Origin of the sequence: Viridibacillus arenosi (assembly GCF_001955655.1) — a bacterium.
Taxonomy (GTDB): domain Bacteria; phylum Bacillota; class Bacilli; order Bacillales_A; family Planococcaceae; genus Viridibacillus; species Viridibacillus arenosi.
In genome coordinates, this window is record NZ_MSPW01000002.1 from 207,509 (window position 1) to 221,284 (window position 13,776).

At 35.4% G+C, this 13,776-nt stretch carries 14 protein-coding genes, 1 tRNA gene and 1 pseudogene; 15 read left to right on the forward strand and 1 reads right to left on the reverse strand.

The features are described from left to right. Nucleotides 1-75 precede the first annotated feature (75 nt). The 13 genes from BK137_RS04865 (at nucleotide 76) to BK137_RS04920 (ending at nucleotide 8,439) form a co-directional block, all read left to right on the forward strand. Nucleotides 76-519 (forward strand): acyl-CoA thioesterase, encoded by a 444-nt coding sequence (locus tag BK137_RS04865; RefSeq protein ID WP_038187613.1) that lies wholly within the window; start codon nucleotides 76-78, stop codon nucleotides 517-519. A gap of 75 nt (nucleotides 520-594) precedes the next feature. After that, nucleotides 595-816: a helix-turn-helix domain-containing protein gene (locus BK137_RS04870; RefSeq protein WP_038187611.1), complete on the forward strand. Its 222-nt coding sequence runs from the start codon at nucleotides 595-597 to the stop codon at nucleotides 814-816. Nucleotides 817-891: 75 nt separating this feature from the next. Continuing rightward, a complete protein-coding gene (locus BK137_RS04875) occupies nucleotides 892-1,350 on the forward strand; it encodes a MarR family winged helix-turn-helix transcriptional regulator (RefSeq protein ID WP_038187608.1) in 459 nt (152 codons plus the stop codon). 10 nt (nucleotides 1,351-1,360) lie between these two features. Then, nucleotides 1,361-2,161 (forward strand): glutamate racemase, encoded by an 801-nt coding sequence (racE, locus tag BK137_RS04880; protein ID WP_038187605.1) that lies wholly within the window; start codon nucleotides 1,361-1,363, stop codon nucleotides 2,159-2,161. Between the two features lie 89 nt (nucleotides 2,162-2,250). Further along, entirely contained in the window at nucleotides 2,251-3,012 is a 762-nt protein-coding gene (rph, locus tag BK137_RS04885; protein WP_038187601.1) for a ribonuclease PH, read from the forward strand. Then, nucleotides 3,009-3,611, forward strand: coding sequence for an XTP/dITP diphosphatase (locus BK137_RS04890; protein WP_038187600.1), 603 nt, complete (start codon nucleotides 3,009-3,011; stop codon nucleotides 3,609-3,611). The genes rph and BK137_RS04890 overlap by 4 nt, the downstream gene beginning before the upstream one ends. A 6-nt stretch (nucleotides 3,612-3,617) precedes the next feature. Continuing rightward, on the forward strand, nucleotides 3,618-4,127 hold the full coding sequence (locus BK137_RS04895) for a metallophosphoesterase (protein ID WP_038187597.1): 510 nt from the start codon (nucleotides 3,618-3,620) through the stop codon (nucleotides 4,125-4,127). Nucleotides 4,128-4,198: 71 nt separating this feature from the next. Then, nucleotides 4,199-4,272 (forward strand) — tRNA-Arg (locus BK137_RS04900). A 320-nt stretch (nucleotides 4,273-4,592) separates the two neighbouring features. Beyond that, on the forward strand, nucleotides 4,593-4,862 hold the full coding sequence (locus BK137_RS04905; protein ID WP_038187594.1) for a hypothetical protein: 270 nt from the start codon (nucleotides 4,593-4,595) through the stop codon (nucleotides 4,860-4,862). Between the two features lie 115 nt (nucleotides 4,863-4,977). Further along, the gene (locus BK137_RS21840; protein WP_143690991.1) at nucleotides 4,978-5,214 is read left to right on the forward strand and encodes a hypothetical protein; all 237 of its coding nucleotides are present in this window, start codon (nucleotides 4,978-4,980) and stop codon (nucleotides 5,212-5,214) included. 193 nt (nucleotides 5,215-5,407) lie between these two features. Beyond that, nucleotides 5,408-6,823 (forward strand): purple acid phosphatase family protein, encoded by a 1,416-nt coding sequence (locus BK137_RS04910; protein ID WP_038187591.1) that lies wholly within the window; start codon nucleotides 5,408-5,410, stop codon nucleotides 6,821-6,823. Between the two features lie 484 nt (nucleotides 6,824-7,307). Next, nucleotides 7,308-7,685, forward strand: a complete 378-nt coding sequence (locus tag BK137_RS04915) for an SET domain-containing protein (RefSeq protein ID WP_038187588.1) — start codon at nucleotides 7,308-7,310, stop codon at nucleotides 7,683-7,685. A gap of 550 nt (nucleotides 7,686-8,235) precedes the next feature. Further along, nucleotides 8,236-8,439, forward strand: coding sequence for a cold-shock protein (locus BK137_RS04920; RefSeq protein WP_038187584.1), 204 nt, complete (start codon nucleotides 8,236-8,238; stop codon nucleotides 8,437-8,439). A 175-nt stretch (nucleotides 8,440-8,614) separates the two neighbouring features. Here the strand turns inward: BK137_RS04920 and BK137_RS04925 are convergent. Then, nucleotides 8,615-9,444 (reverse strand): annotated as a pseudogene (locus BK137_RS04925) (formate/nitrite transporter family protein). A 1,057-nt stretch (nucleotides 9,445-10,501) separates the two neighbouring features. Between BK137_RS04925 and BK137_RS04930 the strand changes: the two are divergent. Next, the gene (locus BK137_RS04930) at nucleotides 10,502-11,695 is read left to right on the forward strand and encodes a NupC/NupG family nucleoside CNT transporter (RefSeq protein ID WP_038187579.1); all 1,194 of its coding nucleotides are present in this window, start codon (nucleotides 10,502-10,504) and stop codon (nucleotides 11,693-11,695) included. A 185-nt stretch (nucleotides 11,696-11,880) separates the two neighbouring features. Next, nucleotides 11,881-13,677, forward strand: a complete 1,797-nt coding sequence (gene pepF, locus BK137_RS04935; RefSeq protein WP_038187576.1) for an oligoendopeptidase F — start codon at nucleotides 11,881-11,883, stop codon at nucleotides 13,675-13,677. The last annotated feature ends 99 nt before the right edge of the window (nucleotides 13,678-13,776 follow it).

The window sequence follows — 13,776 nt, forward strand, 5'->3', positions numbered from 1 at the left end:
TGACCGTGTTAATCTTTGGAATTTTCTGTTATAATTAAATGAATAACTGTTCATTTTTTCGGAGGGGGAAATACCATGCAATCGTCATACATTAGTAATATGGAAGAATGGAAAAAAGGGTTTTCATTTTCAGTACCTGTGCAAGTGAGGTTTTCAGAGACTGATATGTTTGGACATATGAATAATACTGTACCAATCACATATTTTGAATATGCACGAATCGAATTTTTGAAGCATCTTGGTTTTATGGAGAAATGGATGCAAGGGGACGAAGTAGCTATTCCAGTTGTGGCAGATATTCAATGTGATTATGTGAAGCAAGTGTACTTCGAGGAGCAGTTGAATATTTTTGTGAAAATAGAGAATATCGGCAACTCATCATTAGATCTACATTATTTAGCGATCAATAATAAGGAAGAGATGTGTTTTACAGGACGCGGAACAATTGTGCAAATGAACCGTCAAACAGGGAAGTCTATAAGATGGAATGAATCACAATTACAAAGTGTTCAAGCATAAAATTTGAATAGCCGTCACCGCTTTGCTACTTCCGACATAACCTACATGGAAGAGGGGATTGGAGGGCCGCGTGTGATGAGTCATTCACATCATCGTTCATTGTTAACAAAGCGTGAACGTGAAATTTTTCAATTACTTGTAAAAGACTTTTCGACAAAGGAAATAGCCACACAACTTCACATAAGTGAAAAAACTGTGCGCAATCATATTTCCAATACTATCCAGAAACTCGGTGTGTCAGGCCGTGCACAAGCGATGATAGAGCTTCTTCGTCTAGGAGAATTGTCTTTAGGATGATTGTGCTCTTGCCATTTTCGTCAAAACACTTCACAATAAAGGGATAAGTAATCCTTTTGAGGAGTGAAGGTTCACATGACAAATCAAGATCCAAAGTCCACACATGATGCTGAACAAGTAGCATTTTTGGAAAAAGAACTTCGACATATTTCGGCATTAATTAAGCAGAAGGGTCGAGAAATATTAAGTAATTATACAATTACACCTCCGCAATTCATTGCGTTACAATGGCTTCATGAGATTGGTGACATGACAATTGGAGATTTATCAAATAAAATGTATTTAGCGTTTAGCACAACGACTGATTTAGTCGATCGCATGGAAAAAAATGCGCTTGTTAAACGTATACGTGACAATGAGGATCGTCGAGTTGTTCGAATCCATCTATTAGAAGAAGGCGAACGTATAATTGAAGAAGTGATTGTAAAACGACAAAAATATTTAAACGATATCGTAACAGATTTTAGCGAAACAGAAGTACTAGAATTATCAAGACTACTACACAAACTATATAACGAAATGAACCAGGATTGAGGCGGTTAACGTGAATGCTCCCATCGGAGTGATTGATTCAGGTGTTGGTGGACTAACCGTTGTAAAAGAAATGCTACGATTACTACCGAACGAATCCATATATTATATTGGTGATACTGCAAGATGTCCGTATGGACCACGTTCACAAGAACAAGTGAGAACCTTTACATGGCAAATGGCGGACGCATTGTCGAAAATGAATATCAAAATGCTTGTCATTGCTTGCAACACTGCAACTGCAGTTGCTTTAGAAAGTTTGCAAAAGAAATGTCCGTTCCCAGTTATCGGTGTTATTAACGCAGGTGCTAGAGCAGCGATTAAAGCGACGAAAAGCCATGACATTGTAGTCCTTGGAACAGAGGGTACAGTGAAGAGTGGTGCATATGATGAGGCGCTCTATTCACTTTCTTCATCTAGTAGAGTAACATCACTAGCTTGCCCGTCATTTGTTCCTTTAGTGGAGAGTGGCGAGTACGAAGGGGAATTTGCAGACCAGTTAGTTAAAGAAAGTTTACAACCATTACATCAAACAAGTTTTGATACGGTTATTTTAGGCTGTACACATTATCCACTTATTCAGCGGAATATTGAACAGACAGTAGGTGAACACGTTCATGTTGTGTCTTCAGCAGAAGAAACAGCCAAGGACGTCCAAGATCTACTGAGTTATCATCATATCGCAAGAATGGAACAATTAGCACCAGAGCACCGTTTCTTTACGACGGGCTCGGTGCCAATGTTCCGATTAATTGCGAGCAAATGGTTACCACTTCAGAAGATACAAGTGAAAAGAATTACTTTAACAAAGTAATAGCGTAAATAATAGTATAGTAAAAGCCCGAAATGATGGACATTTCGGGGTTTTACTATGAATAAAAACAACATAATTGGAGGTACATCATGACAAGAAATGATGGACGTAAAAAAGACGAGCTAAGACCGATTCAAATGGACAAGGACTATCTAATGCACCCGGAAGGCTCTGTTTTAATAACAGTAGGGAATACGAAAGTCATTTGTAATGCAACGATTGAAGAAAAAGTACCACCATTTATGCGAGGAGAAGGAAAAGGTTGGGTAACAGCAGAGTATTCAATGTTACCAAGAGCAACTGAATCACGAACACGCCGCGAAGCATCAGCAGGTAAAATCGGCGGTCGTACAATGGAAATCCAACGTTTAATTGGACGAGCTTTACGCGCAGTTGTGGATTTAGAAAAACTTGGAGAAAGAACAATTTGGATCGACTGTGATGTCATTCAAGCAGATGGAGGCACGCGTACAGCTTCTATTACAGGTGCATTTGTAGCAATGGCAGATGCGGTGGCGAAATTACAAGACGCTGGCAAAATCACACACTACCCATTAAAAGACTTCCTAGCAGCAACAAGTGTAGGTATCGCAGCTGAAGAGGGCGCTATTTTAGATTTAAACTATCTTGAAGACTCGGCGGCAGAGGTGGATATGAATATTGTTCAAACAGGTAAAGGACAATTTGTTGAGCTACAAGGTACTGGTGAAGAATCTACATTCTCTCGTGAACAATTAAATGAGCTTTTAGAATTAGGCGAATTAGGTGTCCAACAATTAATCAATGCTCAAAAAGAAGTGTTAGGTGAAGTAGCACTACGCATTGAACGTAATATGGAGGCGGTAAAATGAAACAAGTCGTAATCGCAACGAAAAATAAAGGAAAAGCGAAGGATTTTGAAGCAATTTTCGGTCCTTTAGGCTTTGAAGTCGTAACATTATTTGATGTAGCACCTGATTTAGAAATCGAAGAAACAGGAACGACTTTCGAAGAGAATGCCATTCTAAAAGCAGAAACAGTAGCTAACTTGCTTGGCAAAATTGTCATTGCTGATGATAGTGGCCTCCAAATTGATGCATTAAACGGTGAACCAGGTGTTTACTCAGCGCGTTATGCAGGCGATCATGATGATGAGGCAAATATGCAAAAAGCATTGAAAAACCTTGAAGGCGTAAAAGAAGAAGATCGTACAGCACGTTTTTGTTGTGCACTAGCTATTGCAGGACCAAATCAAGAAACAACAACTGTTTTTGGTACTTGTGAAGGCTTGATTTTAACAGAAAAACGCGGTACAAATGGTTTCGGTTATGACCCAATCTTCTTTGCTCCACAACTTAACAAAGCTATGGCAGAGCTAACACCTGCTGAAAAAGGAGCCATTTCCCACCGAGGTAATGCCATTCGCCTATTAGCGGATCAATTGCCAACTTGGGTATCAGAAGTGGAGTGATAAATGATGAGAATTCTAGTAATGAGTGACACCCACAGTGACGCTGCCGTTATAGAACAAGTCGTTTCGAATGTTCAGGATATCGATGCCGTGTTCCATTGCGGCGATAGCGAACTATCTTTTAATGCTGATGAATTACGTAATATGTACAAAGTAAGAGGGAATTGCGATTACGATAAACAATTTCCTGAAGACGTTATTGAAGAAATAGATGGGCAAAAAATATATATGACACACGGCCATTTATACAACGTCAAACTGACTCTATTACCACTTTCATATCGTGCGGCAGAAGTAGGCGCTAACCTCGTGTTATTTGGCCACTCACACGTGCTAGGAGCAGAGTTAATAGACGATAAGTTGTTTGTTAACCCAGGAAGCCTTCGCATGCCTAGAGGGCGTAAAGAAAAGAGCTATGCAATCATCGATTTTGACGGTACACAGTGGCAAGTCACATTCAAAACAGAATCAAATGAAATCATTACACAAGAGAATTTTTCTATATTAAAAAAATAATGTTGACACTTTCAAATATCTGATATATACTAAGTATTGTCTTTCCCGTTGGAACGCGGGATTGCACATTTGTCTCAGTAGCTCAGCTGGATAGAGCAGCGCCCTTCTAAGGCGTCGGTCGGGGGTTCGAATCCCTCCTGGGACGTAATAATATACACTCTGTACGTTCGTATAACAGTGTATATAAACATTAGGGATCAGGTCAGGGCTTCGGTCATTGAATCTGAATCCCTTTTTTGTTCCCACAATATTTTATGTATATGAACTAGATTATCTTTCGATTTGAATAGGTTAGAAGTTTATATAAAGTCGTTAGACACGTCTTAAGGTTAGATTCAATTGAAAAGAGCCAAGCTCATTTTTTATTATTTTCATTGCTGAATATAGGGTATACTTTTATAGTCCTATAATTTGCAGATAAAGTAGGAACTTAAAATTAATTGAAAGTTTTATTGGAGGTTTATTATGAATTACATAATCAGTAACAAACAAGTATTTGAACAGGCGCAGCTACGTCCGGTTTCAGACGTTCCATTTAGTGAAGAAGAACTTCAAAACGGTATGAAGTTAGCTGTCTCTAAGGTTGATGAGACCCTCTCTTTGTATTTAGTAGATGTAGACGGGCAGAAGAAATTCGATGTCCGTTGGGATGATTCGTCCGAACTTTTCAACGGTTGGTATTCTGCTTGGGATAATTTCTCTTGGTGCCTTAATATAGTTAATGGTCAAAAATGATCGGCTGTATGTTCATATTTACTACCTATAAATGATTAAGAAAGAGGTGAGGGATTACCAGTAATACAGTAATCCTTCGCCTCTTTTTCTAACTTCTTCCCTCATCCGAAATTTTATGAAAGATGAAGACATTATTCCAGGGCTCAACTATACACTGGACGAAAACGACAAGGTAAGTGCAATTATGACAGATGTTCAAACATATGTTGATGAAATGACTGCTGCTTTCATTACAGGGAAACAAGACTTTGGCAAGTGGGATGACTATAAGAAAACGCTTGATAAGATGGGCTTACAATCGTATCTTGAGATTGCTCAAGGAACATACGAACGTATGCAAAAACAAAAATAAGAGTAAAACTCATACTAAGGTTTCCTTCGTATGAGTTTTATTTTTTAGAAAAGGATGATTTATGGAGTCTAAAAAATATGAATATTTACAATATAATAATATTTTGTTAACAATATCAATAAATTACGATGCTATACTCAAATAGCTATCTGAAAGGGTGGTAATAGTTTAATATACTGGAGGATGAAATTCATTGCATAAAATCACAAAGCAAGTAATATCAACTGCCCTAGCATTATCTATTGTGGGTGGGGTTGGCGGTAATCTGTATTCTGCTGCAGAAGAATCAAATTCCACTACTGTTAGTAAGGTAACTGTCTCATTTAATGGTGATTCTAAAAGTTCGAAAGGATTTACTTGGTATACATCCCTAGCTTCAAAAAATAGTGATTTGCAAGTAGTTAAAAAAACAGGGAAGAAGTCAAACTTTAAAAAAGCTATGACATTTAAAGGAACAAAGAATATCTCTACTAATTCTAAGAAAGAATATGTACATAAAGCAAAAGCGACTGGTCTTAAGGCTGATACCGAATACTATTTCCGTGTCGGAGATGCTTCTAAGAATAGTTGGAGTGAAGTGGGAACATTCGAAACAGCGCCAAGTAAGGGTGCATTTACGTTTATTGACTTAGCTGATACGCAGGCCAAAACAGAACAGGAAGCCATTCTTTCTGCAGAAACAATTTCAAAAGCCATGGATAAGGTTCCAAATGCAGAGTTCATTGTTCACAATGGAGACTTACTTGACGACGGCGTAAAAGAGGAACAGTGGGATTGGCTATTAGGACACTCGCAGAAAAGCCTGTTAAATACGACATTGGTTCCATCAGCAGGAAATCATGAAGATGAAAATTATGCTTTTATTGACCACTTTAATCTTGATACACCTAAAAAATCAGCAACTAAAACAGGTGCTTATTATTCATATGATTATAGTAACGCTCACTTTGTTGTACTGAATAGCAATGAAAACTCTGCAAAATACGCAAACTTTTCAGAAAAACAAGTGGAATGGTTGAAAAAAGATGTGAAAGCAGCAAAAGCAAAAGGTGCTAAATGGATTATTGTTAATATTCACAAAGGGCCGTACACAACTTCCAACCATGCAACTGATGATGATATTATGGGTCCAAATGGTGTAAGAAATCAGATTGCACCACTTATGGCTAAACTTGATATCGACTTTGTTCTTCAAGGCCATGATCATATTTATGCACGAACAAAACCGATCAATAGTAAAGGGACAGTTTCAAAAATCCAAAAAATTAGTGAAACTAAAAAGGGACAGAAAATTGAGTATGCTGTAAATCCAGATGGTTCAATTTATTTAATTCCTGCAACTGCTGGACCAAAAGTATATTACAAAAATCAAGATCCAGTGCTTGGAAATGCATTTTATAAACTGTTTGAAGTAGCAGATGAGAATCATGCAGCAATCTACGGCCCAGATCCAGACAACAATGATCGTCCAGCCCGCAGCCAAATTCAAAACTTCGTCGGTGTCACTATTGATAAAAATAAGCTGACTGCCGTAAGTTATGAAATCGATCAAAATAAGAATAACGCTAAACCTTATATTATTGATCAATTTGGTATTATTAAGAAATAATAGCGATTTAGGAAACAATGAAAAAATGGTTTTGGTGAGGGGGAATATTGAGTTAAATATACTTATGCGACCTTTACTAATACGCGAATAATTATCAACCATATACAACCGTGGAGGATTTAGTGAAGTCCAACTTATACAAAATTAGGGAGATCTCCAAGGTCTCCCTTTTTCATTGTTCACCATCAGTATGTTTGAAAGCTACCCCCTTTTAGGACAAGAAGAACTAACAATAATGAGCCATCAACCGGTCTCAGTAGAACGTAAGGTCACGATTTCCAAGCAGTGAAAATTTACTTAAGACGATTTTGTTTATGTGTTTAGTTAATCCTTGTTGCTCTAAAACACACATATTTTCAATCTTTCGGTGACGAAAAATATGTTTAATTTGTAATAAAGTCGTTTAAAGATAAATAAAAAGAGCTCAATGTTCAAATTAATGTTACAGTTAGAAAGAATAATTTAAAAGTGAGTAGGCGAAAACATGATAGAAGTAAAAACATCTCCATTAAGTGACGGAGAATTCAATAGAGGGGTATTTGCTACATGCGATATCCAAAAAGGAGAGCTATTACATGAGGCACCTGTAATTTCTTATCCAAACGAACAACATCAATACATTGAGCAAACTATACTCGCTGATTACGCTTTTGAGTATGGAATTGGCCAATCAGCTATCCTTCTTGGTTATGGAATGTTATTTAATCATTCTTATGAACCTAATGCGATGTATGAGATTAATTTTAAAAATCACACATTTGATTTCTTTGCTTATACAGACATAAAAGCAGGAGATGAAATTCTTATTAATTATAATGGCGACGTTGATGACAAAGATCAGCTGTGGTTTAATGAGGAATAAAAGGATGTATTGACGATTTCTTAGGGAATTTAGACTTGAAGAAAACCAATTTTTTAAAACACAATAACCATCTATCAAAGTAACTGATAGATGGTTATTGTGTTTTTAGGAACAAAATGAACCACTTTAATGAATATCTTCAAACTAACTGCCAGTTAACTTAAGTACATATCTTTACAAACGCTCATTATTTACTTGTTTTTATATAAAAACTGTTTTTTCTGTATTGTTTGGAAAATTGAGTAGTTTATGACAGGGAAAGAGGAGGTAAAACATGCTGTTATCAAGGGGCGACTTGATGCGAGATTATCTTCAGAAATTAACTTATTAACTAAGAACATACTGTTGATAATTGATAAGTTTTCTTTTGCACTAGACAAATAGGAATTTTTATTGTATAATAAATGTAATAAGATCGATTGCAAGAATAAAACTAATTCACATATTACAAAGAGTAATCGTGTTTTGTTTGATACTTTTTGTAATATGTGAATTTTTTCTTTTTCAAGAAATATGATATTATTTAATACAATTAATGGAGGTCATTTAAATGACACAACAAGGTACAGTAAAATGGTTTAATGCAGAAAAAGGTTTTGGTTTCATCGAAGTAGAAGGCGGAAACGACGTATTCGCTCACTTCTCAGCTATCCAAGGTGAAGGTTTCAAATCACTTGACGAAGGTCAAAAAGTTGAATTTTCAGTAGAAGATGGCCAACGTGGACCACAAGCTACAAACATCGTAAAACTTTAATTTTAATGATGTAAACAAAAAAAAGAGGCTTCCTTTCATTAGGAAGCCTCTTTTTATGTGTGAAGTTTATAATAATGTAATGTAGATACTGCTATTGATAGGCCCTTCTACGATATAGCCGTAGGTGTGATCATATAGATATAGTTGCTTTTAATTTTATTATAATTATATTTATTTATTTTTTGTTCATATAAGAGTAATCCTCATCATCTTCTTGGAATTCATCTTCATCGTCCGAATTAGGTCCTCCCAAGTAATAATACAATAGAGCCATGAAGGCTGTTCCACCTACCATATTCCCTAGTGTTACAGGAATGAGGTTATGAAGAGCTTTGCCAATTGAAATTGAATCAGGATGATCTAATACTAGAGCTATCGAGAATGTACTCATATTCGCGATAGAATGTTCATATCCCGAAATGAAGAAGCCGAATACTAAAAAGATCATTGTAAATAGCTTAGGACCATCGCCTTTTAATGCCATCGGTACGTAGAAAGCTAAACAAACAAGCCAGTTACAAAGAATAGCACGGAAGAAAAGTTCTGACGCTGGTGTATTCATTTTTCCTTCAACTACACTCATTAAGAATCCATTCACTTCATGTGAAGCGAATAAACTGTTAAGGAGATTAAACCAGCGAAAAAAAAAGCACCAATTATATTGCCGCTATATGAAGAAATCCACATTTGAATGACTCTCTTCCATGACATATTGCCACGAAGAACAGTGTAAGTAAAATAAAATGTATTTCCCGTAAATAAATCACCACCAGCATAAGCAATTAGAACAATTGCTATACCGAATGTTAAAGCAGCAATTGGATAAGCTACCGGAGAATGTTCAGCATAGAATAAGTTCCCTGTTTTAAATGCGACGATTACACCGAATCCGATAAATGCACTTGCAAGCATGGCCCGTAACAGATATTTTATAATGCTTTGATCAAATACTTTTTGTTTTTTGAGTGCCAATTTCTCAACATTACGTAGAGCTGTATTTTCCATAATTCCTCCTATTAGCTTGTGTTACTGATCTCAACATGTAACACATTGATATAATATCGTTAAGCTAAGATTACAAAAGTAGAAACTTCCATTTGTATTCATGAATTTGAAGAAAAGGGCCGATTGGATTCGGCAAAAGCCATAAAAAACTACAACAAAAAAGAAAAGGGTTTCGGAATGATGACATGCCGAAACCCTTTTCTCTACAACATGAAACAGCTTTTCAATTATGATAAGCCGTTTTCTCTGTTGGTATTCGTTCCTAAACGATTCGGCAAGATCAAATGTAATATAACCATACAAATGGGATGCGCTGGTGAATCTTCAGGCGTATATTTTAATATATTAAAACTGCTAAAATCAATAAGATATTTTTGGGAATTGATATTTTTTTGTTATGTATAGCTATGTTATATCACTATTATATTGCGACTATGCATGATAGAAAGTAAGTCTATCTAATGAAGAGTTAGCTCTCAAAAAACACTTCGAATTTAAAAAATATTATGAATGAATGAGTGATTTTATTATGAAGCAGTTGAATTTAATTTATGAAGTTTTTAATAGTCGTTAAAATAATACCAATTGAAAAATGCCAATACTTATAATTAATTTTTCTGGAAGTTAATATACAGGTTTTAAGGATATAAATTTTCATTTTTTATGCAGGAAAATTATGATGAGGAAGAAGTGTGGTATTATTCACCTCATATTTTTTGCAACCAATTTCTAGTAAGAAAAAAATGATGATACGTTTAAATATTATATTAAAATAATTTAAACTTTACTTTAAACGTTAATAATTAACATAAAATCAATGGGAAATTACAATATTAGGTATATATAAAGCAAATATTCCAAAAATAAATTTAAATTTGGTGAATATTTATTTTCTAAGTATAATGTTATAATGCTGAAGGAGATACTTTACATATCAGATTTATTTTGATAGTATTCGTAGTGGAAAATTTGAAAAGAATGACTTAAATTGATTTATTTCATTTAGATTTAGTTCTTATTTTAACTAAAAAAATTTCAAATATGTAGGAGGATAAATATGAACTTTGTTTTTTTAGTTACAGGTTTGCTGTTCGTATTTGTATTGGGTTATATATTCAGTTATAACCGTAAAAATATACGGATACGTCCAATTGCTATGATGTTAATAGCGCAGTTAGTGCTAAGTTTCTTTATTCTTAACACAACTATTGGTTTGAGCATCATTAGTGCTATATCAAAACTATTTGATACATTAATGGGCTATGGTGTTGAAGGTGTAAACTTTGTATTTGGCGGAATGGAAAATGAGCCAGGAGCTGTATTTTTCTTAAACGTACTGCTACCAATTGTTTTCATCTCTGTCCTTATTGGAATATTAAATTTCATTAAGGTACTCCCGTTCTTTATCAAATATGTAGGTATGGGTATGAGTAAACTAAATGGTATGGGTAAATTAGAAAACTATGTAGCTGTATCATCTGCTTTGTTTGGACAATCAGAGGTATTTTTAACTACAAAAGAGCAACTAAATAAGATTTCTAAACGACGTTTATATACGTTGTGTACTTCTGCGATGAGTGCTGTAAGCGTTTCCGTAATTGGCGCATACATGACAATGTTAGAACCTAAATACGTTGTTGTAGGGATTATCATCAATATTTTCTCAGCATTGATTGTAGCAAATTTATTGAATCCATATGAGTTAAAACCAGAAGAAGATTATACAGTAATCAACGATGAAGCTCATCATAAAGAAAAAGAATCTTTCTTCCAAATGATTAGTGAAGCCATCATGGATGGTTTTAAAGTAGCGGTTATTGTAGGCGCTATGTTGATTGGATTTATTGCTTTAATGGCAATGATTAATAATCTATTTGAAATAATATTCCAAATTTCATTCCAAGAAATCCTTGGGTATGTGTTTGCTCCAATTGCTTTCATCATGGGTGTTCCTTGGTCTGAAGCTGTTGCAGCAGGTGGTATTATGGCGACAAAACTTGTAACAAACGAGTTCGTAGCGATTCTAAGTTTCCAAGACATTGCTGCAGGTCTTTCAGCTAAAACAGAAGCGATAGTTTCTGTATTCTTAATAAGTTTCGCAAACTTCAGTTCAATCGGAATTATTACAGGTGCCGTTAAAGCCCTAAATGATAAACGAGGATCAGAAGTTGCATCATTTGGTTTGAAATTACTCTTCGGATCAACGCTTGCATCTATCCTATCAGCTACATTAGTTGGTTTATTTATGTAATTAGCTTTGAAAATTACTGTTGCGAATTTGCATCTATTTTAATGACAGGTTCGCACATATTAAAAGTCCATCCAGAGTTTTCTGGTTGGACTTTTTTGTTTTGAATAATAATGAAAGTCTCCAAGTTATACCAACTGGTGTGTTTTATATATAATGGAGATAATACTCAAAAAGGGGGACTGAAAATGACACAATATCAATCAAGAGCAGACGTGAAGATTGAAGAAACATGGGATCTCCAACATATTTACCCTAATATGGAGGAATGGGAGCAAGATTTTCAATCAGTTTTGAAGGATACGGAAAAATTAAAGCAATTCGATGGCAACATCAATAATGCACAGTCACTTTACGATTATTTAACTTTAAGTGAGATGGTCGGCTCCAAGTATAGAAAGCTGTATGCATATGCAATGCTTCAATCAGACCTGGATACAAGAGTACCAACTTCACAAGCTTTGGTAGATCGCTCTAGTCAATTAGGACAAAAAATAAGTAGTGCGACTTCATTTTTCATGCCGTTTTTATTAAGTCTTGAGGAAGACAAACTGAAATCCTACATACAAGAGATTGAAGGGCTTCGCTATTTCGAAGATGATTTATTAGAGTCATATCGATATAAGGCACATGTACTGAATAAAGATCAAGAAGCGATTTTATCTCAGCTTGGAGAAGCGCTTTCTTCCCCACAAAAGACGTTTGGGATGATTAATAATGCCGACATCAAGTTTGGTACCGTTACAAATGATGAGGGTAAAAGTATTGAACTTACCCGTGGCATGTACAGCAAATTGATGGAAGACTCAAATCGCGATAAACGAAAAGAAGCATATAAAGCGTATTATCAGCCATATGTGCAAATGCAAAATACGATTGCCAGTACATTGTCATCAGCTATTAAAAACAATGTGACACTTGCCAAAACAAGGAATTATCCATCAGCACTTGAGAAGTCGTTGTTTTCAGACGAAGTACCGATTGAAGTTTATGAGAATCTAATTGCAGCTACAAAAGCAAACATTCAGCCGATGTATGACTATGTAAAACTACGTAAACAAATCTTAGGTGTTGATGAGCTGCGTGCTTATGATTTAAGCGTGCCGCTAGTCCAAGAGGCGAAAGAGGAAATTTCCTATGATGAAGCATTTTCAATCATGCTTGAAGCACTTAAGCCGCTTGGTGATGATTATGTATCTACTCTAGCTGATTTCAAGAAAAATCGCTATTACGATGTAAGGGAAACACCTGGAAAACGTTCGGGAGCTTATAATATGGGTTTATACAGTGTACACCCATTTGTTCTTCTCAATCATCGAGATGACTTAAACAGCTTATTCACACTTGCCCATGAATCAGGGCATGCGATGCATTCTTATTATAGTTCAAAATATCAGCCTCAAATCAGTGCGGGATATTCTATCTTCGTAGCAGAGGTTGCTTCAACTGTTAATGAAATTCTGTTGATTCGCTACTTATTAAAAACAACTACAGATGAAAATAAGAAGAAGTATCTTTTGAACCACTTCATTGATTCCTTTAAAGGTACGTTTTTTACACAAGTCATGTTTGGCGAGTTCGAAAAAATAACGCATGAAAAAGCGGAAAATGATGAGCCATTAAATGCAGAAACTTTTAATACCGTTTATGAAAAGATTTTCCGTGAATATAATGGCGAGGATCTTGTTTTTGATGAAGAGGTGAAGTATGGCTGGTCACGTATTCCTCATTTCTATCGTCCTTTCTATGTGTACAAATATGCGACTGGCTATGCTTCTGCAATCGATATTGCAGATCGAATTTTATCTGGTGAAGAGGGAGCACTTGAAAACTACTTAAACTTCCTAAAAAGCGGTAGCTCCGAGTATCCACTAGAATTATTGAAGAAAACAGGCGTGGATCTTACGAAACCAGAACCAATTGAAAATGCATTAAAGATATTCAGTGAGCTTGTGGAAGAATTCGGTGGATTGTTTCAACAATAATAGAAAATAGATAGCCATAAATGAAATCGACAGTCTTTAATTAGAGAGCAGTTACATTAACTTGTAACTGTTCTTTTTGTTTATTATTTTATACGCAGT

Bases quoted from the DNA above. Each gene is read 5' to 3' on its own strand.
- BK137_RS04865 (WP_038187613.1), top strand. From the start codon at position 76: ATGCAATCGTCATACATTAGTAATATGGAAGAATGGAAAAAAGGGTTT.
- BK137_RS04870 (WP_038187611.1), top strand. From the start codon at position 595: ATGAGTCATTCACATCATCGTTCATTGTTAACAAAGCGTGAACGTGAA.
- BK137_RS04875 (WP_038187608.1), top strand. From the start codon at position 892: ATGACAAATCAAGATCCAAAGTCCACACATGATGCTGAACAAGTAGCA.
- rph (WP_038187601.1), top strand. From the start codon at position 2,251: ATGACAAGAAATGATGGACGTAAAAAAGACGAGCTAAGACCGATTCAA.
- BK137_RS04890 (WP_038187600.1), top strand. From the start codon at position 3,009: ATGAAACAAGTCGTAATCGCAACGAAAAATAAAGGAAAAGCGAAGGAT.
- BK137_RS04895 (WP_038187597.1), top strand. From the start codon at position 3,618: ATGAGAATTCTAGTAATGAGTGACACCCACAGTGACGCTGCCGTTATA.
- BK137_RS04905 (WP_038187594.1), top strand. From the start codon at position 4,593: ATGAATTACATAATCAGTAACAAACAAGTATTTGAACAGGCGCAGCTA.
- BK137_RS21840 (WP_143690991.1), top strand. From the start codon at position 4,978: ATGAAAGATGAAGACATTATTCCAGGGCTCAACTATACACTGGACGAA.
- BK137_RS04915 (WP_038187588.1), top strand. From the start codon at position 7,308: ATGATAGAAGTAAAAACATCTCCATTAAGTGACGGAGAATTCAATAGA.
- BK137_RS04920 (WP_038187584.1), top strand. From the start codon at position 8,236: ATGACACAACAAGGTACAGTAAAATGGTTTAATGCAGAAAAAGGTTTT.
- BK137_RS04930 (WP_038187579.1), top strand. From the start codon at position 10,502: ATGAACTTTGTTTTTTTAGTTACAGGTTTGCTGTTCGTATTTGTATTG.
- pepF (WP_038187576.1), top strand. From the start codon at position 11,881: ATGACACAATATCAATCAAGAGCAGACGTGAAGATTGAAGAAACATGG.